At 74.7% G+C, this 25,054-nt stretch carries 19 protein-coding genes; 10 read left to right on the forward strand and 9 right to left on the reverse strand.

Annotated elements, in window-relative coordinates; all coding sequences use genetic code 11:
• The first annotated feature begins 18 nt into the window (after window positions 1-18).
• From ABTY56_RS10035 to ABTY56_RS10070, 8 genes are all read left to right on the forward strand, one after another.
• Window positions 19-663, forward strand: a complete 645-nt coding sequence (locus tag ABTY56_RS10035; protein WP_350628013.1) for a TetR/AcrR family transcriptional regulator — start codon at window positions 19-21, stop codon at window positions 661-663.
• A gap of 250 nt (window positions 664-913) precedes the next feature.
• Complete coding sequence (aroA, locus tag ABTY56_RS10040) at window positions 914-2,161, forward strand: 3-phosphoshikimate 1-carboxyvinyltransferase (RefSeq protein WP_350628015.1); 1,248 nt, start codon at window positions 914-916, stop codon at window positions 2,159-2,161.
• A 166-nt stretch (window positions 2,162-2,327) separates the two neighbouring features.
• The gene (locus ABTY56_RS10045) at window positions 2,328-3,359 is read left to right on the forward strand and encodes an RNA ligase family protein (protein WP_350628016.1); all 1,032 of its coding nucleotides are present in this window, start codon (window positions 2,328-2,330) and stop codon (window positions 3,357-3,359) included.
• Window positions 3,360-3,518: 159 nt separating this feature from the next.
• Complete coding sequence (locus tag ABTY56_RS10050) at window positions 3,519-3,896, forward strand: YciI family protein (protein ID WP_350628018.1); 378 nt, start codon at window positions 3,519-3,521, stop codon at window positions 3,894-3,896.
• Window positions 3,893-5,158, forward strand: coding sequence for an RNA polymerase sigma factor (locus ABTY56_RS10055; RefSeq protein WP_350628020.1), 1,266 nt, complete (start codon window positions 3,893-3,895; stop codon window positions 5,156-5,158). The genes ABTY56_RS10050 and ABTY56_RS10055 overlap by 4 nt, the downstream gene beginning before the upstream one ends.
• 526 nt (window positions 5,159-5,684) lie before the next feature.
• On the forward strand, window positions 5,685-6,737 hold the full coding sequence (locus ABTY56_RS10060; RefSeq protein ID WP_350628021.1) for an alpha/beta hydrolase: 1,053 nt from the start codon (window positions 5,685-5,687) through the stop codon (window positions 6,735-6,737).
• Window positions 6,738-7,081: 344 nt separating this feature from the next.
• Window positions 7,082-8,029, forward strand: coding sequence for an AurF N-oxygenase family protein (locus ABTY56_RS10065; protein ID WP_350628023.1), 948 nt, complete (start codon window positions 7,082-7,084; stop codon window positions 8,027-8,029).
• A gap of 140 nt (window positions 8,030-8,169) precedes the next feature.
• A complete protein-coding gene (locus ABTY56_RS10070; RefSeq protein WP_350628025.1) occupies window positions 8,170-9,864 on the forward strand; it encodes an FAD-dependent oxidoreductase in 1,695 nt (564 codons plus the stop codon).
• Window positions 9,865-10,337: 473 nt separating this feature from the next.
• Here ABTY56_RS10070 and ABTY56_RS10075 read toward each other — a convergent pair whose 3' ends face one another.
• The 6 genes from ABTY56_RS10075 to ABTY56_RS10100 form a co-directional block, all read right to left on the reverse strand.
• Window positions 10,338-10,499, reverse strand: coding sequence for a hypothetical protein (locus ABTY56_RS10075; protein ID WP_350628027.1), 162 nt, complete (start codon window positions 10,497-10,499; stop codon window positions 10,338-10,340).
• A 96-nt stretch (window positions 10,500-10,595) separates the two neighbouring features.
• The gene (locus ABTY56_RS10080) at window positions 10,596-11,450 is read right to left on the reverse strand and encodes a methyltransferase domain-containing protein (RefSeq protein ID WP_350628029.1); all 855 of its coding nucleotides are present in this window, start codon (window positions 11,448-11,450) and stop codon (window positions 10,596-10,598) included.
• Between the two features lie 207 nt (window positions 11,451-11,657).
• Window positions 11,658-16,472: a DNA repair ATPase gene (locus ABTY56_RS10085; RefSeq protein ID WP_350628031.1), complete on the reverse strand. Its 4,815-nt coding sequence runs from the start codon at window positions 16,470-16,472 to the stop codon at window positions 11,658-11,660.
• A gap of 180 nt (window positions 16,473-16,652) precedes the next feature.
• Complete coding sequence (locus ABTY56_RS10090; RefSeq protein ID WP_350628032.1) at window positions 16,653-18,683, reverse strand: flotillin family protein; 2,031 nt, start codon at window positions 18,681-18,683, stop codon at window positions 16,653-16,655.
• 91 nt (window positions 18,684-18,774) lie between these two features.
• Window positions 18,775-19,599 carry a hypothetical protein gene (locus tag ABTY56_RS10095; RefSeq protein ID WP_350628033.1) on the reverse strand — a complete coding sequence of 275 codons (825 nt, stop codon included), beginning with the start codon at window positions 19,597-19,599 and terminating at the stop codon, window positions 18,775-18,777.
• A gap of 230 nt (window positions 19,600-19,829) precedes the next feature.
• Entirely contained in the window at window positions 19,830-20,921 is a 1,092-nt protein-coding gene (locus ABTY56_RS10100) for a PucR family transcriptional regulator (RefSeq protein WP_350628116.1), read from the reverse strand.
• Between ABTY56_RS10100 and ABTY56_RS10105 the strand changes: the two genes are divergently transcribed.
• A complete protein-coding gene (locus tag ABTY56_RS10105; RefSeq protein WP_350628117.1) occupies window positions 20,920-20,988 on the forward strand; it encodes a hypothetical protein in 69 nt (22 codons plus the stop codon). The two genes, ABTY56_RS10100 and ABTY56_RS10105, sit on opposite strands and share 2 nt — an antisense overlap.
• Before the next feature lie 127 nt (window positions 20,989-21,115).
• Here ABTY56_RS10105 and ABTY56_RS10110 read toward each other — a convergent pair whose 3' ends face one another.
• Window positions 21,116-21,931, reverse strand: coding sequence for a GntR family transcriptional regulator (locus tag ABTY56_RS10110; RefSeq protein ID WP_350628035.1), 816 nt, complete (start codon window positions 21,929-21,931; stop codon window positions 21,116-21,118).
• A gap of 317 nt (window positions 21,932-22,248) precedes the next feature.
• Between ABTY56_RS10110 and ABTY56_RS10115 the strand changes: the two genes are divergently transcribed.
• Entirely contained in the window at window positions 22,249-23,010 is a 762-nt protein-coding gene (locus tag ABTY56_RS10115) for a tyrosine-protein phosphatase (RefSeq protein ID WP_350628037.1), read from the forward strand.
• 222 nt (window positions 23,011-23,232) lie between these two features.
• On the opposite strand, the gene ABTY56_RS10120 is transcribed toward ABTY56_RS10115, so the two are convergent.
• Together ABTY56_RS10120 and ABTY56_RS10125 are read right to left on the reverse strand one after the other, a co-directional pair.
• Window positions 23,233-24,078 carry an ABC transporter permease gene (locus ABTY56_RS10120; RefSeq protein WP_350628038.1) on the reverse strand — a complete coding sequence of 282 codons (846 nt, stop codon included), beginning with the start codon at window positions 24,076-24,078 and terminating at the stop codon, window positions 23,233-23,235.
• Window positions 24,075-24,986: an ABC transporter ATP-binding protein gene (locus ABTY56_RS10125; protein WP_350628040.1), complete on the reverse strand. Its 912-nt coding sequence runs from the start codon at window positions 24,984-24,986 to the stop codon at window positions 24,075-24,077. Before ABTY56_RS10125 ends, ABTY56_RS10120 begins: the two co-directional genes overlap by 4 nt.
• Between the last annotated feature and the right edge of the window lie 68 nt (window positions 24,987-25,054).

A 25,054-nucleotide genomic window follows, 5' to 3' on the forward strand; every position in this document is an offset into this window, starting at 1 on the left:
ACGACGAGGAGGCCGGACATGCCGAAGCAGGTGGACCACGACGGTCGACGCCGGCAGATCGCCGACGCCGTCTGCCTGCTGGTGGACGAGCACGGGCTGGAGGGCGTCACCCTGCGGGACGTCGCCACCCGCGCCGAGGTGTCGATGGGGGCCGTCCAGCGCTGCTTCCGCACCAAGGAGGAGATGCTGCGGTTCGCCCTCGCGCACATCGGCGAACGGGTCGCCCAGCGGGTCCGGAGGCGGCTGGCCGCCGGCCCGGCACAGTCGGCCGCCAGCGAACTCGGGCTGGTGGCCCGGGAGGTGGCGCTGCTGCGCGAGGAGCACCGGGCCGAGGCCAGGATCTGGCTCGCCTTCATCGCCGCCGCCGCGGTGAACCCGGGGCTGGCGGCGACGCTGCGGAGCAGCTACGCGGACCTGGAGGAGCTGGTGGTGCGGCTGCTCGCGGAGGCCTCCGGGGGCGGGGCGGCGGAGCCGACGGAGGTGCGCGCGGAGGGCGCTGCGGACGGCGTTGCGGAGGCGCGGGCGGTGGATCGGATCGAGGCGCGGACGGTGCTGGCCCTGGCGGACGGGCTCACCGCGCACGTGCTGGTCGGGCACCGGACGGCGGCGGAGGCGGAGGAGGTCCTGCACGCTCACCTGGTCGGGCTCTGGGGGCGCCGCTGAGCCGGCGCCGTCGCTGTCCGGCGGGCCGTCCGCAGTCCCGGCATGCTGTCGCCGTAAGCCGAGCCGTCGCCGTAAGCCGGGCTGTCGCCGTAAGCCGGGCTGTCGCCGTAAGCCGGGCCGTCGCCGTCCGGGCCGTCGCCGTCAGCCGAGCCGTCGCCGTCCGGTCCGTGGAAGGCCGGGAACGGCGGAGCGCCGGTGCGGCAGGATCGGGCCGACATCGCTGGACACACCTGTGTAGGGAGAGCCCGCTGTGACTGCCGTCGAGATCCCGGGGTCCAAGTCCATCACCGCCCGGGCGCTGTTCCTGGCCGCCGCCGCCGACGGCGTGACCACCCTGCACCGGCCGCTGGCCTCGGACGACACCGAGGGGTTCGCGCAGGGCCTCGCCGCCCTCGGGTACGAGGTCGAGCGGGCGGCGGACCGGTGGCGGGTGACGGGACGGCCGTCCGGACCCGCCGTGGAGACGGCCGAGGTGTACTGCCGGGACGGCGCCACCACCGCGCGCTTCCTGCCCGCCCTCGCCGCCGCCGGCCGCGGCACCTACCGCTTCGACGCCTCCGCGCAGATGCGCCGCCGTCCGGTCGCCCCGCTGACCCGGGCGCTGCGCGAGCTGGGCGTGGACCTGCGGCACGACGAGGCCGAGGGACACCACCCGCTCACGCTGGTCGCCGACGGTGTCCGCGGCGGCGGACTCACCCTGGACGCCGGGGAGTCCTCGCAGTACCTGACCGCGCTGCTGCTGCTCGGCCCGCTCACCCGGGACGGGCTGCGGATCACCGTCACCCGCCTCGTGTCCGCCCCGTACATCGGCATCACCCTGGCGATGATGCGGGAGTTCGGGGTCGAGGTGAAGCGGGAGCGGACGTCCGGCGGCGAGGTGTTCGAGGTGCCGTCCGGCGGCTACCGGGCGACCGGGTACGCCGTCGAGCCGGACGCCTCCACCGCGAGCTACTTCTTCGCCGCCGCGGCCGTCGCCGGCCGGGAGGTCACCGTGCCCGGCCTGGGCCGGGACGCCCTCCAGGGCGACCTGCGCTTCGTGGAGGTGCTGCGGCGGATGGGCGTCCGGGTGGACATCGGGAGCGACCGTACGACGGTGGCGGGCGACGGCACGCTGAACGGCCTCACCGTCAACATGCGGGACATCTCCGACACCATGCCCACCCTCGCGGCGATCGCGCCCTTCGCGTCCGGGCCGGTGCGGATCGAGGACGTCCACAACACCCGGGTCAAGGAGTGCGACCGGCTCGAGGCCTGCGCCGCCAACCTGCGTGCGATGGGCATCACGGTCGCGACCGGGGACGACTGGATCGAGATCCACCCCGGTGCGCCGCGCCCGGTCGAGGTCGCCACGCACTCCGACCACCGGATTGTGATGTCGTTCGCCGTCACCTCGCTGCGCACGCCCGGGATCACCTTCGACGACCCGGGCTGCGTGCGGAAGACCTTCCCCGGGTTCCACGAGGCGTTCGCCCGGCTGCGCTCGCAGTGGGGGGTCTGACGGCGGAGCGGTCCTTGCGGCGGCGTACCTGGCTGGGGGAGTACCGGTCCGGCCGCGGCGTACCCGGCTGAGTGCGAACGGTCCGAGCACACACCGACGGTGCCGGGATTCCCGGTTGCCGGTTGCCGGTTGCCGGTGGGCGGACCGGGCGGCGATGATCCTGTTCGTGTCCGAGACGACGGCGGTGTTCGACGGGTCCGAGCTGCAGCCCTATCCCAAGATTCCCGCGCGCGGCCGCTCCGGAGGACCCGGCAGCCGCGAGTGGGTCGCGGCGGAGAAGGTGCACGGCGCGCACTTCGCGGTGGTCTGCGAGGGCGACTCGGTGCGGGCCGCGAAACGGCGTGAACTGCTGGACGACGAAGGGCTGGACGGCTTCTTCGGCGTGAGCCGCATCTGGCCCCGGCTCGCCGTCGCCGCGGCCCGGCTCGCGGGCGCGGTGCGCGAGCCGTGGGGCCCGTCCGCGGTGGTGACCGTCTACGGCGAGCTGGCCGGCGGACGCTACCCGCACCCCGAGGTGCCCGCCGCCGCCGGGGTCGAACCGGTGCAGACCGGCGTCTGGTACGACCCCGGCCTGCGCTGGCTGCCGTTCGACGCCACCGTGCAGACGCCCGAAGGCCGTTGGTGGATCGCCGACCGCGCCCTGCGCGCCGCCGCGGGCGCCGCCGGGCTCACCTGCGCGCCGCTCCTCGGCCACGGCCCGCTGAACGCGCTGCAGGACCTCCCGGTGCTGTTCCCGAGCCGGGTGCCCGCGCTGTTCGGGCTGCCCGGGCTGGCGGACAACCTCGCGGAGGGGTACGTGCTCAAACCGGCCGGGCAGTGGCGGGAGTCGGGCGAGGCGGTGGCGGTGGCCCGACCGCTGCTGAAGGTGAAGCAGCAGGCCTTCGCCGAGGACGAGCGCTACGGCGGCGCCCGCCCCTACCTGCCCCCGCCGGAGGGCGCGGCCGGGGTGCCGGCGTGGCTGCTGGTCCAGGCGTCGGCCCTGCTCACGCCCGCCCGCGCGGCGGCCGCGGTCAGCAAGCTGGGGCCGCGCACGGCCGCGGAGGCGGTGGCGGAGGAGATCGCGCAGGACGTCGCGGAGGAACTCGCCGACGCGCTGGGCGGCCTGGAGGCTCCCGGCACGGCGGCGCTGCGGCGGGCGCTGGAACCGGGAGCCCTGGCGCTGGCGGCCCTCGACGCGGCGGACCGGCGCGGCGCCTGAGACCAATCCTCCGAAGCAGAATCCTCCGAACCGGAATCCTCCGAAACAGAACTCTCCGAAGAAATCTCTCCGTCGATGTCGAGGGCCCGTTCCGCGGCTCCGACTGAGAGGTGACAGCGCGCCGGAAGGGCGCGCGGGACGAAAGTGGGGACACCCGGGATGAAGTACGTCGCGATGATCTACGGCAACCAGGCCAAGTGGGACTCCTTCCCGGCCGAGGCCTGGCCGGAGGCGATCGCCAAGCAGGAGGCGTTCAACACCAGGTACCACGAGAGCGGCGAGCTGATCGGCGCGTACGGGCTGGCGGACGCGGCCGCCGCGCAGTTGGTGCGGCGGGCGGAGGGCGTGCCGGTGGTCACCGACGGGCCCTACCTGGAGACCAAGGAGTACCTGGCCGGCTTCTACCTGCTGGACTGCGAGAACCTGGAGCGCGCCCAGCAGATCGCGGCCGACATGCCGTTCGCGGACGTGGAGCCGGTGGAGCTGTGGCCGATCCTGCACGAGTCGCCGACGAACGACCTCCCGGTGAACGGGTGAGCGAGCCGAACGGCGTCGAGGGCCTGCTGCGCGAACTGGCGCCGCAGGTCCTCGGCGCGCTGCTGCGGAGGCACGGCGGTGCCTTCGACGCGTGCGAGGACGCCGTGCAGGAGGCGCTGCTGGCCGCCGCGCTGCAGTGGACGGCGGACGGGGTGCCCGCCAACCCGCGTGGCTGGCTGCTCACCGTCGCCGACCGCCGGCTGGTGGACCAGGTGCGCAGCGACTCGGCGCGGCGCCGCCGGGAGGAGGCGCTGGCGCTGGCCACACCGCAGGCGGCGCTGCTCGCCCCCGCCGCCGACGAGCCCGACCCGGCGGCGGACGACTCGCTCGCGCTGCTGTTCCTCTGCTGCCATCCGGCGCTCTCGGTACCGAGCCGGATCGCGCTGACCCTGCGCGCCGTCGGCGGCCTGACCACCGCGCAGATCGCCGCCGCGTTCCTGGTACCCGAGGCGACCATGGCGCAGCGGATCAGCCGGGCCAAGCAGACGCTGAAGGCGGCGGGCGGACGGCTGGCACCGCCGGACGGGGCGGGTGGAGCGGCGCGGCTCGGCGAGGTCCGGCACGTGCTGTACCTGATCTTCAACGAGGGCTACACGGCCAGTGGCGGCGAGGAGTTGACCGTGCCGCGGCTCGCCGTCGAGGCGATCCGGCTGACCCGGCTGCTGCTGCGCCTCACCCCGGGAGACGCCGAGACGGCGGGACTGCTCGCCCTGATGCTCCTCGCTGACGCCCGCCGGCCCGCCCGCACCGGACCGTACGGCGCGCTGGTGCCGCTGGAAGAGCAGGACCGCGAGCGATGGGACCACGAACTGCTGCGTGAGGGAATGGAGTTGATCGCCGCCACGCTGCCGGGCGGGCACCCCGGGCCGTACCAGGTGCAGGCGGCGATCGCCGCGGTGCACAGCGAGGCGGCGACCGCCGAGGCCACCGACTGGCCGCAGATCCTGGCGCTGTACGACCTGCTGCTGCGCTTCGACGCCAATCCGGTGGTCGCCCTCAATCGGGCCGTCGCGGTGGCGATGGTGCACGGCCCGGCGGCCGGGCTCGCTCTCCTGGACGCGCTGGCCGCCGACCAGCGCCTCGCCCGTCACCACCGCCTGCTCGCAGTCCGCGCCCACCTCCTCGACCGCCTCGGCACCGACCCGGCCGCCGCCGCCCGCGCCTACCGCGAAGCCGCCGCCCGCACCTCCAGCGCCCCCGAACGCCGCCACCTGGCGGCCCGAGCCCTGCGGCTTGAGGGCGCGGGTGGGGTGAATATGTAGGTCGGTCTACTGATTTGTGAGGGGTCGGTGGCGCGGTGTGGCAGGAAGTCGGCCTGGTCGACTTTCTGTGTGGGTGGGTGGGTGGGTGGGTGGGTGGGTGGTGGGGCGGGCGGGGTGGGTTGAGCGCCAAATTATGTCGGTCGGTCTACTGATTTGGCCCGAACTCTGCGGCTTGGCGGTGCGGGTGGGGCGAATATGTAGGTCGGTCTACTGATTTGTGCGGGTCGTGGCCTGGTGTGCGCAGAATTATGTAGGTCGGTCTACCTATTTGCTCTCGATGGGTTGCTCGCTGCACAGGAAGTCGGCCTGGCCGACTTCTCGTGTGGGGTGGGGTGGGGTGGGGTGGGGTGGGGTCGCGAGCAGGAATGTAGACCGGTCTACATAATTCCCCGGGGTGTCGGACCAGGGCGGGGGCGTGTCGGGTCGAGGGTGGGTTCAGGGGGCGTCGAGGAGGCTTCCAACTCTGCTGGGACGGCCCCATCATGGGCTCCCGTTCGGGCAGCACCGTCCCCAGGAGGCAGAAGAGATGACGATCCCACTCCCCGTCCGGATCCAGGCCGCCGTCGTCCGGGGCATGTACGCCCTGCCGGAGGGCGTGCGGCGGGCGATCGCGGGCAAGCCGGTGGTGCGGGACGGGCAGACGCTCGCGTTGGACGCGCAGTTGATACTCAAGCTGCAGCGGCAGTCGAAGGCGGCCCTGGTGATGCCGGGCGGGGTCGAGCCGTCGCGGGCCGCGATGGAGTACGCCCGGTACCTGGTGGGTGGGCCGACGCTCCACTCGGTGGCCGCGCGGGCCGTCGGGATCCCGCAGGAGCAGGGCGAACTGGCCGCCACCCTGTACACGCCGGAGGGCCTGGCGGAGGGTTCCGGCCTGCTGGTGTACCTGCACGGCGGGGGCTGGGTGGTCGGCAGCCGGACCAGTCACGACCACGTCGCCCGGTTCCTGGCGCAGCGGGCGCACGTGCGGGTGCTGTCGGTGGAGTACCGGCTGGCGCCCGAGCACGTGTTCCCGGCCGCGGCCGAGGACGCACTGGCCGCGTTCGACTACGCGCATGCCAAGGCGGCCGACCTGGGCGCGGACCCGGAGCGGATCGCGATCGGCGGCGACAGCGCGGGCGGCAACCTGGCCGCCGTCGCGGCGCAGCAGGCCGTGCGGCGCGGTGGTCCCGCGCCGGTGTTCCAGCTGCTGCTGTACCCGGCGACCGACGCCTCGACCCGACGCCCCTCGCGCGAGCTGTTCGCCGACGGGTTCTTCCTGACCGGCGCCGACGCGGACTGGTTCCTGGAGCAGTACGCGCCCGAGCCCGCCGACCGCACCGACCCGCGCCTGTCGCCGCTGCTCGCCGGGGACCTGGCCGGCCTGCCGTCCGCGTACATCGGCACCGCGGGCTTCGACCCGCTGCGGGACGAGGGCGAGGCGTACGCGCGGGCGCTGGAGGAGGCCGGGGTGGCGGTGCGGTTGAGCCGGCAGCCGGACCTCATCCACGGGTACGTCAACTACATCGGCATCGGCCGGCGCTTCCGGGAGGCGACCGCGGAGGCGGCCGAGGCGCTGCGCCAGGCGCTGGCCGCGGCGTAGCGGAGACGCGCGGCCGGACAACAGGACAGGCCGGAGGACGGATCAGAAAGGCGGAACGGAAGGCGGAACGAAGGGCGGGGCCTCGACGGGCCTCGCCCTTCGTCGTGCCCGGATGCGTGCCGACGTGGGTGAGGAGACCCGCCCACCCGCACCCGTCCACCCGCACGCTCCCACTCCCGCCCGCGTACCCGGGCCGCCGGGGGCGCGAGCCCTGCAGTCGCGAGCCCTGCAGCCGCGCCGGTTCGCCGCTGCGCAGGGGGTTCTCGGCGGCAGGGTCTTATTGTACTGTCCGTCTAATAAGCGGGTGAGCGGGAACCCGCAGCAGCAGGCACCTGGAGGCAGCCATGGCTCTCACCGACCCGAGGGCGCGGAGGCGGGACCACCGTCAGGACGACCACCGGAGTGACCGTCACACCACGGCCGACGACGACGTCTCGAAGCGACTGCTGGAGTCGGCCGCCACCCTCTCCTTCGACCCCTCGACCGAGATCGACTGGGACGCCCCCCTCCCCGAGGGGCACTACGGCCTCAACCCCGAGTGGAGCACGCTCTACGGCACGCGGCTGTGGGACGAGATGACCGAGCGGCAGCGGGTGACCCTGACCCGGCACGAGGTCTGCTCGATCATGAACACCGGCATCTGGTTCGAAATGATCCTCCAGCAGATGGTGCTGCGCGACCAGTACCTCAAGAACCCCGCCAGCGCGGAGTTCCAGTTCGCCCTCACCGAGATCGCCGACGAGTGCCGCCACTCGATCATGTTCGCCCGGGCCTGCGAGAAGATGGGCGTCCCCGCCTACCGGCCGAACAAGCTGATCGCCCAGGCCGGACGCGTGTTCAAGGCGCTCGCCAAGGGCGAACTCGCCTTCGGCGGCATCCTGGTGGCCGAAGAGGTGCTCGACGTCATGCAGCGCGACTGGATGCGCGGCGAGAACGTGCTGGAGATCGTCCGCGGGACGTCCCGGATCCACGTGGTCGAGGAGTCGCGGCACATGAAGTTCGCCCGGCAGGAGATCCGCGAGCGGATGCGGCACGCGAGCCCGGCGCGCCGACGCGCCTCGGCCACCGGCATCGCCGTGGGCGCGTACGTCATCGTCACCAGCATGGTCCACCCGGGCGTGTACCGGGCCGCCGGGCTCGACGTACAGCGGGCGCTCGCCGAGGTACGGGCCAACGAGCACCGCAAGGCGATGATGCGCACCAGCTCCCGGCACCTGATGGCCTTCCTCGCCGAGACCGGGCTGCTCACCGGCCGCTCGGCGGCCGTCTACCGCCGCGTGCACATGCTCTGACCCGCAGTCGGAAGCGCACCTGCCGCCACCCCCCGCCACCAGACCCCCCGGCACCAGACCCCCTGCCGCCCTGCCACCAGACCCCCCGGCACCAGACCCCCTGCCACCCCCCAACGCGCAGCGAGGACCCCTCACCGGCCATGGCCTACGCGATCACCCAGACCTGCTGCAACGACGCCTCGTGCGTGTCCGTCTGCCCGGTCAACTGCATCCACCCGACCCCGGACGAGCCGGAGTTCGGCACCACCGACATGCTGTACATCGACCCGAAGGCGTGCATCGACTGTGGCGCCTGCGCGGACGCCTGCCCGGTGGACGCGGTGTTCCCGGTCGACCGGCTGCGCGGTCCGGACACCGTGTTCGGGGACCTCAACCGCGACTGGTTCCGTGACCACCCCAACGACCACGCCTGGGGTCGGCCCAGCTTCCCGCGCAGCCTGCCGGGGGAGCTCGGCGCACTGCGGATCGCCGTCGTCGGCACCGGGCCGTCCGCCGGGTACACCGCGCAGGAACTGCTGCGCAGCACCAGCGCCGAGATCACCATGATCGACCGGCTGCCGGTCACCGGCGGTCTGCTGCGGCACGGCGTCGCGCCCGACCACCAGTCCACCAAGCGGATCGCGGAGAGCTTCGCGAGCGTGTTCCACGACCCCCGGCTGCGGATGCACCTGAACGTGGAGATCGGCGCGGACGTCACCCACCGGGAACTCGCCGAGCACCACCACGCGGTGGTGTACGCCGTCGGCGCGGCCGCCGACCGCCGGCTCGGCATCCCCGGCGAGGACCTGCCCGGCAGCCTGCCCGCGACCGCCTTCGTCGGCTGGTACAACGCCGATCCGACCGTGCCGGGCGACGCCGTCGAGCTGTCGGCGGAGCGGGTGGTCGTGGTCGGCAACGGCAACGTGGCCGTGGACATCGCTCGCATCCTGCTCACCGACCCGGACCGGCTCGCCGCCACCGACATCGCCGACCACGCCCTCGCCGCACTGCGCGGCAGCCGGGTGCGGGAGGTCGTGCTGCTCGCCCGGCGCGGTCCGGAGCAGGCGGCGTGGACCAGGGCGGAGTTCCTGGCGTTGCGGCAGCTGCCGGGCGTCGAGGTGGTGGTCGAGGACCACCCGGAGGTCCGGGCGGCGATCGAGGGGGCGGTGTCGGCCGAAGAGGCGGGTCCGGACACCGCGACACCGCCGACGGGCTCGCGGGCGGCACTGCTCGCCGGCCTGCCGCTGGTCCCGTACGACGGGGCCGCCGAGCCCGGCGCGGGGCGGCGGATCGTGCTGCGGTTCCTGTCGGCGCCGGTGGAGCTGTCCGGCGACGGGCGGGTCGAGGCCCTGACCGTCGAGCGGACCACGCTGGTGGACGGGGACCGGGTCGAGGCGACCGGGGAGCAGGACGTGCTGCGGGCCGGGCTGGTGGTGCGCTCCATCGGGCACCGCGGGGTGCCGGTGCCGGGGCTGCCGTTCGACGAGCGGACGGGGACGGTTGCGCACCGGGGCGGCCGGGTCGTCGACCCGGCGACCGGGCAGCCGCTGCCGGGGACGTACGTGGTGGGGTGGGCCAAGCGCGGCCCGTCCGGCGGGATCGGCGCCAACCGGGCGTGCGCGCGCGAGACCGTGGACGCGCTGCTGGACGACGCGGCCGCCCGGGTGCTGCCCGTACCGGAGACGGGCCGCGCGGACTTCGACCGGCTGGTGCGGCGCCGCCGGCCCGACGCGGTCGGGCTGAAGGAGCTGCGGGCGGTGGACCGGGCCGAGCGCGAACGGGGCGCGGCGGAGGGGCGGCCCCGGGTGAAGCTCGCCACCGTGTCCGAACTGCTGGCGGCGGGCCGCCGACGGTAGGCGGCCCGGGACCGTCGGGCCGTACGAGCCCCGCAGGCCGTGCAGGTCCCGCAGGCCGCACAGGCCGCACAGGCCGCACGGGTGCCGCGCAGGAAGTCGGTCCGGTCGACTTCCTGCGCGAGCCCCTCGCCGGTCCCCTCGCCACCCCCTGCCAAACCCTCCCGAACCCCCGCGCCGCTTCCCCCGTACGGAGCCCCGCGAGGGGTTGATGCGCGGACTGCCCGGTTGACGAGGCCGTGTCCCGGTGAGGCCGGGGTGCGTTGGGTGGGTGTGAGTGGATTTGGGGTGATGCCGGTCCCACGGCGGTGGCCGGCCGAAGAAACGATCCTGCATGGGCTGGAGCCGCCCGGAGAACCCGATCCGGAGGCCCCCATCTATGCCGAGCTGGCCCGGCGGTGGCAGGCGGAGGGGCGGTCCGTCCCCGGACTGCCCGACCCGGTGTGGGAGTCCCTGGCCGCGCCCGGAGGCGGAGGTCAGTCCACGGGATTCGCCTCCGGACAGACCGGATGGACCGGATAGAACTGGCGCGCCCAGCGGCGGAACAGCCCGATCGAGCGCTCCCCGGGGACGAGCCGCGGCCGCTCCAGGTACCGCTTGTGGGTGAGCACCGGCCGGTCCTGCTTGATGATCCGCACCGAGGCCCGCAGCGCCGGCCAGGTCCCGGGCCCGGCCGACGCAGAACCAGCCGCTCGGGTACGGCAGCGGCGCCGAGCGCCCGCCCACGGCCGGGGTCACCTCGACGGCTTGACGGCGGTGTGGACGTACCAGGCGATGTACTCGCGGACGGCGTACATCTCCACCGTGGAGCGGAGGTTGAGCCACTTCGCCGGATCGCCGAAGCGCCGCACGACCTCCCACGGGAGCCGGAAGTACGCGTACACCGCCTCCGAGGTGGGCGTGTAGCGCGGCGTCGCGTCCAGCGCCTCCTCGACCTCGAAGCCGGCCTCGGCAAGCAGCCGCGGCAGGTTGCGGGCGTGGTAGAGCTTGGCGCCCGTCATCGTCATCGCGTCCAGGTACGGTTCGAGCAACGCCCGTGCGCCCGGCTCCAGTTCGTCCAGCGGGGCGGTGCTCATCGGGCCGAGCAGCACCAGCCGCCCGCCCGGCCGCAGCACCCGGTGGAACTCGGCCAGGGCGCGCGGCGGGTCGTAGGAGTGGACGAGCGTCTCCATCGAGTAGGCGCCGTCGAACTCGTCGTCCCCGAAGGGGAGCCGGTGGAAGTCACCCCAGGAGAAGGCGGTCCGGCCGTCCAGCGCGGCGCGGGCGCTGAGCCGACGGGCCTCGGCGAGGTGGAAGTCCAGCACGTCGACCCCGGTCACCGCCAGCCCGAAGCGCGCTGCCATCGCCCGTGCCACCACCCCCGCACCGCACCCGGCGTCCAGCACCCGGGCCCCGGCCGGCAGTGCCAGCTTGCGCCCCAACACGTCCTCCAGCTGCCGCTGCGCCCGCCACAGCCGCCACTTCGACTGCCCCGGCTCCGTCCACCCCCAGTGCCGGGCGTTGCGCGCCACCCGGGTGTAGAACCACCGGCTCCCGCTCCGCCCGTACACCCGGCGCAGCCCGGTCAGATCGAGTTGCTGAGCGCCCATGCGGACACGCTAGCCGCAGGCCTCGGCCGCACCCCGGCGCGCCACGGACGGTTGCCCCGGTGGGGCGTGTTGTGCGGTCGTCCGACCGCCTGATCAACGGACCGGCGCGCTCGGCGGTCAGGCGGACATCGGTGCGGGCCTGCGAGGGCCTGCGCAAGCCTTCGCGGCCGGGCTCGCAAGCCCGCGAGGCCGGGCGAGGGCCGGTCGTCAGAGGCCCGGGCCCTGCCCCCGCCGGGCGCGCTTCAGCTCCTCCCAGCGCTGCGCCTGCTCCGGCGTCAGGGCACCGCGCAGCTCCGCCAGCTTCAGCAGCTGCGCCTCCGCTTCGGCGCCCAGCGGCTGGGCCTCGGCGCGGTAGTGGTCGGTGAGGAGGGCGTCCAGCTCGGGTCGGGTGAGGGCGGGGTCGAGGCGCTGGGCGAGCTTGGCCATGTTGCGGTACGAGCCCTGGAGCAGGAACGGCGGTTCGGCGCGGGTGCGGTCGTCCTGGGCGGCCGAGTCCAGGTAGGCGCGGTTGACGGCCAGGACGGTGGTGCGCAGGTGGAGCAGGCCGGCCAGGACGGCGGTCATCCGCTCGACCTCGGCGGCGGGCCAGGCGCCGGCCAGCGTGCCGCCGGGGACCCCCGTCGCACGGGCGAGCAGGGTGTCCAGGTCGGCGCGCTCGGCGGTGGCGAGCGGGGCGAGGTGGGGGTTGGCGGGCAGGGCGTTCTCGACGAAGCTGAGCGCGAACAGGTCGTCGCGCCCGGCGACGGCGTCGCCGAGGTTCCAGACGTCGGCGCGGTTGGCGAGCATGTCGGGCAGCCGGAAGAGCCGGCCGGACTCGGTGTACGGGTTGGCGGCCATCACCACGGCGAAGCGCTTGCCGCGCAGGTCCCACTCGCGGGCCTCGCCGTCCCAGACGCCGTCGATCCGGCGCTGCGCGTCGCACAGCGGGATGAAGCGCTGCAGGAACTCGGGCGAGGTGTGCTGGACGTCGTCGAGGTAGAGCAGCACGTTGTCGCCGGCGTGCAGGGCGAAGTTGAGCTTCTCGACCTCGCGCCGGGAGGTGGCGTCGGGCGCCTCGGCCGGGTCGAGCGAGGTGACACGGTGGCCGAGCGCCGGGCCGCTGACGGAGACCAGCAGCAGGCCGAGCCGCTCGGCGAGGTACTCGACGAGGGTGGTCTTGCCGTAGCCGGGCGGGGAGACCAGCAGCAGCAGGCCGCTGCGGTCGACCGGTCCGCCGGACTCCGCCGTGCCGAGCTGCTTGGCCAGGTTGTCGCCGATCAGCGGCAGGTACACCCGGTCGATCAGCCGGTTGCGGACGAAGCCGTTGAGCGGGGCCGGCCGGTACTGGTCGAGCCGCAGCCGGGCGTGTTCGGCGGCCAGCAGCTCGCCGCGCAGCTTCTGGTAGGCCCGGTGACCGGGGACCTCCACCTCCTCGAAATCCCGGACCCGGGCGAGCAGTTCGTCCAGTCGGAGGTCGAGTGCGCCGCCCGCCAGGCGCGGGTGGTCGCCGAGCAGCCCGGTCAGCCGGGTGCCCACCGCCCCGTCCACCGGCCGGCGCGGCAGGGACGGGCAGAGCAGGACGGCGGCGGCCTCGGCGAGGTCGGCCGGATCGGCGTCGGCGGCTCCCGCCGTCAGCCAGGCGGTGGCGAGCTGGCGCCGTACGGCCAGGAGTGCGGGCTCGTCGGGCAGGGCGGCCAGCGCCTCGGTGAGGCCGGCCGACTCGGGGGCGGCGCGGAACTTGTCGAGCAGCGCGGCCGCGCCCGCCGAGTAGGCGAATGTCGGTGATTCGGCGGCCAGTTCGGCCACCAGGTACGGTCCGGCGCCCTCCGCCCCGGCAGCGGAGGCTCCCCGCGCGCCGCCTCCGGGCGTTCCTGCCCCGGGCGTTCCTGTTCCGCGCCTTCCTGCTCCGCTCCTTCCTGTCCCCAGGGCGAACTCGGTGACGGCGTCCGAGAGTTCGGCGGCCAGCGCGTCCAGCGCCGGCACGCCGCCGAAGGCCTGCCGGGCGAGCCCGAGCGAGCGGGCCCGGGTGTGCCAGAGCAGCCGCTGCCGCTCGTCCGCGCCGTACGCCCAGTACAGCTGCGCGGCCGCCCGGGCGCCTGCCGGGTGCCGCAACAGCCCGGCGTCGGCGGAGAGTTCGAGCAGCGCGCGGAGCAGCAGCGCCGCGTCGTGGTCGTGCACGCCGCGCTGGTAGCCCTCGTCCGGCCGCTGCTCGGCGGCCCGCCGGACGTGGTCCAGCAGGTCCGCGTCGGCGGAGAGCGAGTCCGGCTCGGCGGCCAGCAGCAGGCTCGCGGCGAGGTACTCGGCGCGGTAGAGCTGTGGGGTCTCCGACGGCAGCGGACGGTCCCAGTAGCGCTCGGTGGCGGCGAAGGCCGGGTCGGTGACGGGGGAGCGGTAGTCGGTGCCGGTGAGGGTGAAGGCGGGGCGCCCGCGCCAGGGCACGAGGGCGAGTTCGGGCCGCTGGGTGGTGACGGCGAACAGGTGTCGGCCCAGCCGCAGGGTGCCGGGACCGTCCCCGGCGAGTTCGGCGCGGTCGCGCAGGGCGCGGTGGGCGCGGCCGCGGGCGGCGCGCAGCCGTCCGGTCAGCTCCGCGGCCCGGACCCGGTCGCCGAGCGCGGTCAACTGGCCGGCGAGGTCGCGGAGTTTGACGGCGGTCGGGTCGGCGGCGAGCGCGGCGTCGATCTCGGCGGCGGTGTCCAGGGCGGCCAGTCGGCGGTGCAGGGTGTCGAGGATCCGCTCGGCGGAGGCGGCGAGCCGGTCGGCGCGGCGGGCCCGTTCCTCCAGCAGGTGCTGGCGGCGGGCGGTGAGCGCGTCGTGGATCTCGGTGCGCCGGTCGGCGAGCTGCTCGCCGAGGGCCGGGTCGGCGTCGGCGAAGCGGGTCTCCAGCTGCTCGATCCGCAGCAGGAGCCGGCCGAGCCGGTCGTCGCAGGCCTCGGGGGTGTCGGCGGCGGCGAGCGCGGCGGTGGTGGCCTGGGCGAGCAGCGCCGTCTCGGCGGCGAATTCGGCGGCGGCTTCGCGGGTGCGCAGCTCCCGGCGGCGCACGGTGAGCGCGGTCCGGGCCCGGTTGAGCAGCCCGAGGACGTCGGCGAGGCGGTCCAGGATGGCGGTGCGGGTGGTGGCGTCGGCCAGGTCGAGGGTGCCGACCAGCTCCGAGACGGTCTGCAGCGCCTCGCTCTGGGCGTTCAGTTCGTGGCCCAGCGGCTCGGCCTCGGCGGCGGTCGCGATCGCGGCACACTGCTCGGCCAGTTCGGCGGCCCGCCGCCGGTGCGGTTCGAAGGCGGTGGGCTCGGCCAGTTGGCCGACGGCGCGGTCGGCGGCCTCGGCCAGGCCCTCGGCGAGGTGCGCGGCGAGCGCGTCGATCCGCTCGGGGTCGGCCCGCGGCAGGTCGCGCAGCGCCTCGACCCGGCCCTGGGCGCGGCGCAGCCCGGCGAGCCGGTCGACCCACTCGGCGGCGTCGGCCAGGGTCTCGCCGCGGGCGGTGCGCAGCAGGCCCTCGACGTGCTCGGCCGCCTCGCCGGTCTGGCCGGCGGCGTGCGCGGTGAGCTGGGCGATCGCCTCGTACTCGGCGATGACCTGCCGGGCGGTGTCGCGGATCTCGGCGAGCGGCGCGGCGAGGTCGCCGAGGCCGTTCTGGCCGAGCCAGTGGTGCCGGTCGGCGGTGCGGGTGCAGGCGGTGAGGACGGCCCGGTGGCCGGCCGGGGTGTCGGCGCCGGCCTCGGCCAGGCGGGCGAGCGCGAGGCAGTCGGCCAGGCCGCGTACCAGGTCGGCGTTGCCGATCCGGGCCAACGGCCCGGTACCGGGCGGCTGTTGGGCGGCGAAGCGCTCGCTGGTGAACGGGGTCTGCCAGAGCTGGACGGGGTGCAGCCGGGTGGGTCCGTCCTCGGCCGGGCGCAGTGCGATCAGGGTGCCGTCGGCGAGCAGTGCGTACCCCTGGCAGGGCAGCGGGGCGGCGGCCTCCTGGCGGACGCTGTTGTACGGCTGCAGCAGGGCGCGGCCGTCGGCGGGGGAGCGGAACTCGTACAGCACGTCCTCGCCGTTGGGCGAGACGACGGTGCGCTCGTAGGCCAGGCCGTCCACCGGCTGGTCGAAGGTGCGCACGGTGCCGTCCGTGAGGTGGCAGCCGCCGGGGAAGGCCACGCCCTGGTCGGCGGGCAGCCGCAGGCAGGCCTGGCCGAGCGCGTCGATCCGGGTGACCTTGCCGCTGGGCAGGTGCACCACCAGGTGCCGGACGCCCTCCTCCTGGTACGGGCGCACGCGCACCAGCAGCAGGGTGCCGAGCCGGGCGTGGGCGATCTGCGCGTCGGCGAGGGTCTGCAGGGCCTCGGCCAGCGGCTCGTGGTGCAGCTCCCGGCCGTCCGGGGTGGTGAGGGTCAACCGGCCGCCGTCGACGCCGAGGTGGAGCTCGCCGGCCAGGTCGGCGCGGGGCGGGCGGCCGGGGCCGGCCGGCAGCTGGTCGTCGCGGGTCAGTGCCGTCCAGGCGAGCTGCTGCCCGTCGGCGGGGGTGTGGTCGCGCTCGCCGCGCCCGTCCAGGTAGGCGGGGCGGGTGTCGTCGGCGCCGTCGTCGAGGCGCCAGCGCAGCACCCGGACGTCGGTGGCGGCCGGGCCGGTGCGGAAGACGGCGAGCAGTCGCCCCTCCGCCGGGCGCAGGCGTTCCAGGCGGGCGTCGCGGAAGTAGCGCCGCAGGTCGGCGAGGTCCTGGCGCAGTCGAGGGTCGTCCAGCAGGGTGCCCTCGGCGGGGGCGGGGGAGAGGTCGGGGCCGTGGAGGCCGAGTACGTCGGCGAAGTCCTCGGCGCCGTCCCCGACTTCGGTGGGGCGGGTGCCGAGCAGGAGCAGCCCGCCGGCGGCGGTGAGGTCCTGCGGGAGGCAGGACCGGGGGGTGGTGAGCCGCCCGGTGCCGGTCAGCCGCAGCTCCCCGCCGCCGAACTCCTCGACCCGGCGGGCGTTCAACGCCTGCGCGCGGTCGGCGAGTTCGGCGGCGGCCCGGGCGAGCCGGTCGCGCAGGACCTCGTAGGTGCCGGCGTCGAGCCGGTCGTCGAGGACGTCCACGGTCAGTTCCTCAGGTACTCGGCGGATCGTTGCTCGGAGCGGTGTTGCCCGGAGCGGTGTTGCCCGGAGCGGTGTTGCCCGGAGCGGGGTTGCCCGCAGCAGCCTCGCCGGAGCCGGGCTGCCCGGAACGATGTTGCCCGGAGCCGGGCCGCTCGGAGCCGGGCTGCCCGGCTCCGTAGGCTACTTGGAGCCGTTCAGCGCGGCGCCGCCACCGGCCAGCGTCCCGATCGGGGCCTCGGCGATCCCCAGCTTCCGTGCCGAATCCAGGAGTTGGCGCAGCTGTCCGGACTGCTCGCCGGCGCCCGAGCCGATCAGCTTCATCAGCAGCGCGGAGACCGTCAGGTTCTGCACGTCCGCCGTGGAGACCGAGGACAGCACCCGGGTGAGGTCCTCGGTGAAGCCGGCCCGGCCGTCCAGCCAGGGGCCGGCCAGGGCCTGCGCGGTCTGCGAGTGGCCGACGAAGGCGTCCACGCTCTTGCCGGCCGTCACCGACTGCACCAGCCGGTCGAAGAAGACCGAGTCCCCGCCGACGATGTCGATCTTGGCCTTCTCCAAGCCGGTCGCGACCAGCGCGGCCTGCGCCTCGGCGATCTGCCGCTGCGCGTCCAGCCCGGCCAGCCGGACGTCCTTCTCGGCGGCCAGCCGCAGCCGGTACTCCTCGTGCTCGCGCGAGGCCTCGTCCAGCTTTGCCATCGCGGCGGCCTTCTCGGTCAGGCCCTCGGCCTCGGCCTTCAGCTTGGCGCCGACCTCCAGCGCGGCCGCCTTGGCCTTCTCGGCCTGGACGACGGCCTCGGCGAGGCCCACCTTCTCCACGGCCGCGGCCTCCTGCTCCCGCACTTGGACGCGGGCCAGACCCTCGGCGGCGGCCTCCGCCCGGACGCCCTCGGCCATCCTGATCTTGGCGGCCGCGTCCAGCTCGGCGGCCTGCTGCCGGGCCTCGGCCAGCACCAGCGCCTCGCGGGCCTTGTGCGTGGCGGCCTGCTCGGCGGCCTCGGCGGCCTTGATGTCCTTGACGAGCTTCTCCTGCGCCTCCGCCTCGGCCTGGATGACGACGGCCTTGCGGACGCGCTCGGCCTCCTCGGTGGCGCGCAGCGTCTTGACGGCCTCCTCCTGCTCGGCGACGGTCCGGTCCACCGCGACCCGCTCGCGGACCACGTCGGCGACGTCCCGCTTGGCCGACTCGACCTCCTTCACCTTGGCGATCGTGGCGAGTTCGGTCTCCCGCTCGCGGCCGACGACCTCCAGCAGACGGTCCTTCTCGATCCGCTCGTTCTCCACCGCGATCACCCGCTCGCGGTTCTTCTGCGCCACCGCGACCTCGCGGGCCTGGTTCTCCCGCTGCACCCCGAGCAGCTCCTCGGTGCGCAGGAACGCGGTCTGCGCGTTGAGCCGCTCCTCCTCCTGCACCCGGGCGATCACCGCGTCCTCCTTGGCCCGCAGGGTCTCGATCTCGCGGCGCTGGCGGATCTCGGCGTCGGCCTGGCGGCGTTCGAGCTCCAGGACGGTCTCCCGGGCGTCCACGTTCTGCCGGGTGATCTCCTTCTCCTCGGTACGCTGGTACTCGTTGGTGCGCACGTGCTCGATCGCGGTCAGCTCGGTGATCTTGCGGATGCCCTGGGCGTCCAGGATGTTGTCGCCGTCCAGCTGGCTCATCGGGGTCTGTTCGAGGTGGTCGATGGCCGCGTCCTCCAGCGTGTAGCCGTTGAGGTCGGTGCCGATGACCGCGATGATCTGGTCCCGGAACTCGTGCCGGTGGGTGTACAGGTCGGTGAAGTCCAGCTGCTTGCCGACGGTCTTGAGCGCCTCGGCGAACTTCGCGGCGAAGAAGTCCTGGATCGCCTGCGGATCGCTGGCCCGGGCGGTGCCGATCGACTGCGCGACCTTGACGACGTCCTCGACGGTCTTGTTCACCCGGACGAAGAAGGAGATCCGGATGTCCGCCCGGATGTTGTCGCGGCAGATCAGGCCGTCCCGGCCGGCCCGGTGGATCTCCACCGTCTTGGCGGTGATGTCCATCAGCTCGGCCTTGTGGATGATCGGCAGGACGATCGCGCCGGTGAAGGTGACGTCCACCTTCTTCGTCCGGGAGACGATCAGTGCCTTGCCCTGCTCGACCTTCTGGAAGAGGCGGCCCACGAACAGCAGCATGGCGAGCAGGATGAGCAGCACGACGGCGACGAGCACGCCGAAACCCACGGCGATGGTGTCCATCACGGAGTCCTTTGACGATGGCGAGATGGTGCGAAGAGGAAAGCGGAGGAAGTGAACTGACGAAGGGTCAGAGGTGACGGGGTCCGGGCTCTCAGGTGAGGCCCGGCGGCGACGGGTCGAAGGGCGCCACCAGGAAGTGCTCGCCCTCGGCGTCGTAGTCGAAGATCAGGGCGGTCCGCCCGACCGTCAGCCCGGGCTCCGGGGTGGTCGTGCGGACCTGGACGGTCGCGGTGGAGCCGTCCTCGGCGGTGACCTCGGCCTGCCCGAAGTCGGCCGTCACCCGGCCGGTCCGGATCACGCAGACCCGGCCGACGAAGTCCCCCCGGGTGGTCGGCCGGTCCTGCGGGAAGAGCCGCCGCAGCGGCTTGACGAGCACCCGGGTGCCCGCCCAGGAGGCGACCAGCGCGACGGCGAACACTCCGCCGCGCGCCGGCGCCCCCGAGGTGAGCACGGTGCCGGCCAGGCTGACGAACCAGGCGAGCGCGACCAGCAGCGACACCGCCACCGTCACGGGCACGCCGCCCAGTCCCAGCGCGTCCAGCACGCCCCCGTGGTGGCCGGCCGCGGCGCGGGCGCCGTTGCCCCCGTTCCCCCCGTCGGAGCCGTGCCCGTCGGTGCCGTGCCCGTCGGTGCCGTGCCCACCGTGCGACCCGTGGGCCACGTGCCCCCCGACACCGTGCCCCCCGGCACCGTGCCCGACGTGACCCACCTGACCCGCATGGCCGACGTGGCCGACATGACCGACGTGCCCGGCATCCAGGTGGTGCCCGACGCCGTGCCCCCCGTGCAGGGCGTCGAACCCCAGTCCGCCGAGCAGCATGAGCAGCCAGTACCCGACGACCACCACCAGTGCGAAACTGAACAGCGCCGTCGGAAAGGCCAGCGCGGCCGCGAAGAATCCCCCCGTCCCGGCCACGCTCCCCCGCCTTTCCCACGGCACCGCGCTTCGGCGCCGGAGAGATCATGGCAGTGGAGCCGCCCGCCGCACATTGCCAGGATCCGGCAATCTTTACGGCTCTTTGACACCCTGGTACACGCGACCCACGTGACACTGCAACAGCCGGGCAACAGAACGGCCGCCGGACCGTCGCAGCGGGCCCGAGCGGGTTTGACGAGCCGGTTCGACGAGCGGCTTCGAGCCGGGTCCTAGAGCGGCTGCTCCGGCCAGTTCAGCAGCCGCGCGCCCATCGCGGCGGTCTCCAGCGTGAAGCGCTGCAGCGCGTCCGACGGGTCGTACCCCGTGAGCGCCTTGATCCGCTCCAGGCGGTAGCTCAGCGTTCGCACGCTCAGCCCCAGCCGGCGCGCCGCCTCCGCGTTCACGTAGGCGGCCTCCGCCTGCACCGCGATGGTGTCCAGCAGTGGACGGGCGCCGCCGCGCGCCTCGGTCAGCGGGCCGAGCACGCTGCGCACCAGGTCCGCCATGGCCGCCCGGTCGCGCATCAGCACCGGGAAGACCAGCAGCTCCTCGGCCTTCAGCTGCCGGGCCGGCAGGCCCAGGCGCTGCGCGTAGTCCAGCGCGTCCAGCGCCTCGTCGTAGCTGCGCAGTACCCCGCTCGGCCCCGAGTGCCGACGGCCGGTGGCCACCCGCAGCACCGGGCGGTAGCCGGGGCCCGGGCGCAGCGTCAGATCGGCGAAGGCCTCCAGCACGGCCCGCTCGGAATCCGGGGCGATGCAGACCAGCCGGCCGTCCTTGCCGGCCAGCAGCACGTCCCGCTCGCCGAACCGCCCGGCCAGTTCCCGCTCCACCCGGTGCACCAGCGGGTGCACGTCCGCGAACGGCTCGTCGCCCACCGCGACCGCCACCGTGTACGCACCCGCCAGCCGCAGCCCGAACCGCTCCGCGCGCTCGGCGAGCAGGCCGAGGTCGCTGCGGCCGAACAGCAGGTCGTCGATGAACTCCCGTCTGGCTGCCTCCTCCTGACGGACCGCCAGGCGTTGCGCGCGCTCGTGCCCCTCGCCGAGCGCGGCCAGCGCGGCGTCGGTGGCGCCGAGCACGGCGTCGCCCATCCGGCGCAGCTCGCCGACGCTGGTCGCGGCGGTCGTCCCGGGCAGCGTCTGCCAGGCCCGGCGGGCCGCCGCCAGGCAGTGCGCCACCACCTCGCGCAGCCCGTACCCGGCCTCGGCGCAGTGCTCGCCCAGCCTGCGCAGACGCTCCAGCTCGTCGCGGCGCAGCAGCCGGCCGGTGCGGGAGACGTCGGCGAGCAGGACGAGGTAGGCCTCGGCCAGCTCGGTGGGCATGTCGAGCTCGATCCCCTCGGTCACCGTGTCCTGCCATCCCCCGAACGACCTGGTATTTCGGCGCTGAACATTAGCAGGATCGATACGGCCGGAGACCGGTGCCGCCGCACCCGCGAGCCCCGACGCCGCCCGCCTCGGAATCCCGGCGCCCCGGGCGTCGGAATCCGGGCGCCACGGCTGTCGGAACCCGGGCGCTACCGGTCGCGGAAGTGCAGCACGAACCGCGCGCTGCTGCCGTCGATCCGCCGCCGCACGTACAGGAGCGGGGTGCCGTCCGGGGTGCAGCTGACGCCCTCGCGGACCAGCAGCGCGGTGCCCGGCGGGACACCCAGCAGTTCGGCGTCGGCGAGGTCCGCACCGACCGCGCCGAAGGCCCGCCAGTCGTACTCCAGCTCCACCCCGGCGGCCCGCGCCAGGTCCAGCACCAGGTTCCCGGGGCGGCCCGGCCGGACCAGCTCGGCGGGCAGCGGGCCGAACGGCACCCAGTAGCTGCAGGCGGCCCGGGCCCGCCCGCCCAGCCGGATCACCGAGTCCACCCGGGACAGCTCGCCGGGCTCGCGGCCGAGCCGGCGGGCCGCCTCCGCGTCCTCCGCCGCGCCGGTCACGGGCGGCGAGGCGACGACGAACTCGCCGTCGCCCTGCTCCCCGTTCCCGTCACCGTCCCGATCGTCGTCCGGGCCGGTGCCCCGGCCGCCGGCGGGCAGAGCGGCGTGCACGCTGCCGAGGTCGAAGCGCTGGCTGCGCGGGTCCACGGTGATCGACACGCGGACGGCGGGCGGGCGGACGAAGGTGCCCACGCCCCGGCGGATCTCCACCACGGCCGCCCGCTCCAGCTCCGCGACCGCCTGCCGCACGGTCAGCCGGTTCACGCCGAACTCGCTGCTCAGCTCCGGCTCGCTCGGCAGCCGGGTGCCCGCCGGGTAGGTGCCGGCGTCGATGCGCTCCTGGAGCCGGCGCGCCAGGCGGCGGTACAGCGGGGTGCTCGGGGTGCCCGGAGGGTTGGTCGCCACACGCCCGATCCTACGAAGCCCGCCGCCCCGGACCCGCTGTCCGCCGCCCGCCGCCCCGGACCCGCTGTCCGCCGCCCGCGCCCCGGACCCGCTGTCCGCCGCCTGCGCCCCGGACCCGCGCGCCCCGGACCCGCCCGCGCTGCCCGGAGCCCGCCGCCTCGCCCGGGTCGCCCCGGCGCACGGACGGGGGTGGGATGGAGGGAGCGCGTCGGTCGCCGCTTGCCCGGCGACCCCCGGAGGGGTTAGACATCTAGACGTCTAGATGTCCGTCCGGATGCCCCACCCCCCGAGCGCGGCTCCACCGAAAGGCCTCCCGCATGTCCCTGGTCAACTTCCGCGACGCCGCCGTCCTCGGCGACCCCGAGGGCCGTCGGGTCCGCCCCGGCGTGCTGTACCGCTCCGCCCAGCCGTTCCCGGCCGCCGACGAGGCCACCGTCGCCCAGCTGCGCGCCTGCGACATCCGCACCATCGTCGACCTGCGCGACCCGCGTGAGACCGACCCCGCCGACTGGGCCGCCGCCGAGGCCGCCGGGATAGCCGTGGTCGCGGCCCCGGTGAACCCCGCGACCGACGCCCTCACCGCGCGGATGAGCACCATGACCACGGCCGCCGACCTCGGCGACTTCTACGTGCTGCTGGCCGAGTCCGCCCCCGAGGCGGTCGCCGCCGCCGTCGAGGCCACCGTCCGCCCCGGCGCCGTCCTGCTGCACTGCGCGGCGGGCAAGGACCGCACCGGCCTGCTGACCGCCCTGCTCCTCGACCTCCTCGGCGCCTCCGTGGACCGCATCGTCGCCGACTACGCCCGCACCACCGACGCCCTCCCGCAGATCTTCGAGGGCCTCGCCGAGCGCCACCGCACCGCCCTCAACGACCACTCCACCTCCCGCGTCACCGACTCCCAGGGCCGCAACCTCACGATCCCCGCCCCCCTGCTGGAAGCCCCGGCCGAGGCCATGTCCGTCTTCCTCGACCGCGTCCGCACCCACCACGGCGGCGCCGCCTCCTTCCTCCCCGCCTGCGGCGTCCCGACCGCCACCCTCACCGCCTTCCGCACCAAGGCCGGCGCCGCCGTGGCCTGACCCGGCAGCGACCCGGCCGCCTCGGCACAAGGCCTCCCGGCCCGGCAGCGACCCGGCTGCCCCGACGGCGGCCCCGCCGCCCCCGCCCGCGCGGCAACTCCGTTGCGCCGCCCCCGCCCAGCCTGGCACCACCGTGCCCGGCGGGGCGGGGGCACAGGATGCGGCAGGGAGCGTGGAGACCGGGGGCGCGGCGTGATGGCCACACTGCTGCGGAGCGCCGCCTCACACGTCCCGTCGCCGCACCACGACCACCGTGACCGTCACCGCGACGACGGCCCACACGCCCATCGTGATCCAGGAGTCCAGCACGGTCGGCGCGTACTTCCCCATCGTGGCCGAGGAGCCGGGGGTGATGGTGAGCCGGCTGACGGTGCTGAGCGGCAGGTGGGTGCCGATCTCCTTCAGCCACCGGTAGCGGTCCCCGCCGAACATCAGCGGCAGGATGAACATCAGCATCACCAGCGAGACGATCGAGGCGGTGGCGTGCCGCAGCAGCGCGCCGAGCGCCATGCCGATCAGCGCGCAGGTCGGCACGATCGCCGCGTAGCCGAGGACGGCCCGCAGGCAGCCCTCGTCGGAGACGGAGAGTCCGACGTGCCGGGAGGCGAGCATCGCGTTCGTGGTGAAGAAGGACCCGAACGACACCACCAGCCCGGCGAGCGCGGTGATCCCGCCGATCAGCACCACCTTGGCCGCGATCACTCCGCGCCGGTCCGGGACCGCGGCGAAGGTGGTGCGGACCAGGCCGGTGGTGTACTCGCCGAACACGGTGATCGCGCCGAGGCTGCCGGCCGCGATCGCCAGCAGGTCGCTCGACATGCTGCTCAGGCCGTGGAACAGCGGGTCGTACCGGTACGGCGGGTGGCCGGGCATCGGCGCGGGCGGCTGGTCGATGTACGTCAGGTCGCTGTGGACGGCGTTCAGGTTGACCACGATCGCCACCAGCGAGGCGAGCGCGAGCACCCAGTACGTCGACCGCAGCGAGCGCAGCTTGATCCACTCGGCGGCGAGCAGGTCGGTGAACCGGGGCGCCGGCTCGCCGGAACGAAGGGCGAGGGTCGTGCTCATCGGGCGTCTCCAGCCAGGTACTCGACACTGCCGGCGGTCAGGGACATGAACGCGGACTCCAGGGAGGACGTCCGGGTGGCGAGTTCGTGCAGCACCACGCCGTGCCGCAGGGCGAGTTCGCCGATCCGCTCGGCGGGCAGGCCCGCGACGATCCCGAACTCCGGTTCCATCTCGCGGACTTCGGCCCCCTCGGCCCGCAACGCCGCCGCCAGCGAGGCGAGTCCGGGCGTGCGTACGGCCACCGAGGTCACCGCGTTGCGGGCCGAGAAGTCCGTGAGGCTCTCGTCCGCGATCAGCCGGCCGCGTCCGATCACCACCAGCCGGTCGGCGGTGTGCTCCATCTCGGCCATCATGTGGCTGGAGACGAACACCGTCCGTCCCTCGGCGGCGAGGCGCCGGAACAGCCCGCGCACCCACAGCACGCCCTCCGGGTCCAGCCCGTTGAGCGGTTCGTCGAAGAGCAGCACCGGCGGGTCGCCGAGCAGCGCGCCCGCGATGCCGAGCCGCTGCTTCATGCCCAGCGAGTAGCCGCCGATCCGCCGCCCGGCGGCCTTGCCCAGCCCGACCTCCTCCAGCACCTCGTCCACCCGCCCGAGCGGGATGCGGTTGCTGCGGGCCAGCGCCGACAGGTGCGCCCGGGCGCTGCGCCCGCCGTGCACGTCGCCCGCGTCCAGCAGCGCGCCGACGTGCCGCAGCCCGCGCGGCCGATGCGCGAAGGGCACGCCGTCGACGGTGACGCTGCCCTCGGTGGGGGTGTTGAGGCCCAGGATCATCCGCAGCGTGGTGGACTTGCCGGCGCCGTTGGGGCCGAGGAAGCCGGTGACGGCCCCGGGCCGGACGGTGAAGGTCAACTGGTCGACGGCCGTGGTGGCGCCGTACCGCTTGGTCAGTCGCTCGATCTCGATCACGGGGACAACGCTGCCGGTCGGCGCCCCGCCGCGGCATCGGGCGGCGGGCCACAACCGGCCGCCGCCGC

Source organism: Kitasatospora sp. NPDC097691 (assembly GCF_040302665.1).
GTDB lineage: Bacteria > Actinomycetota > Actinomycetes > Streptomycetales > Streptomycetaceae > Kitasatospora.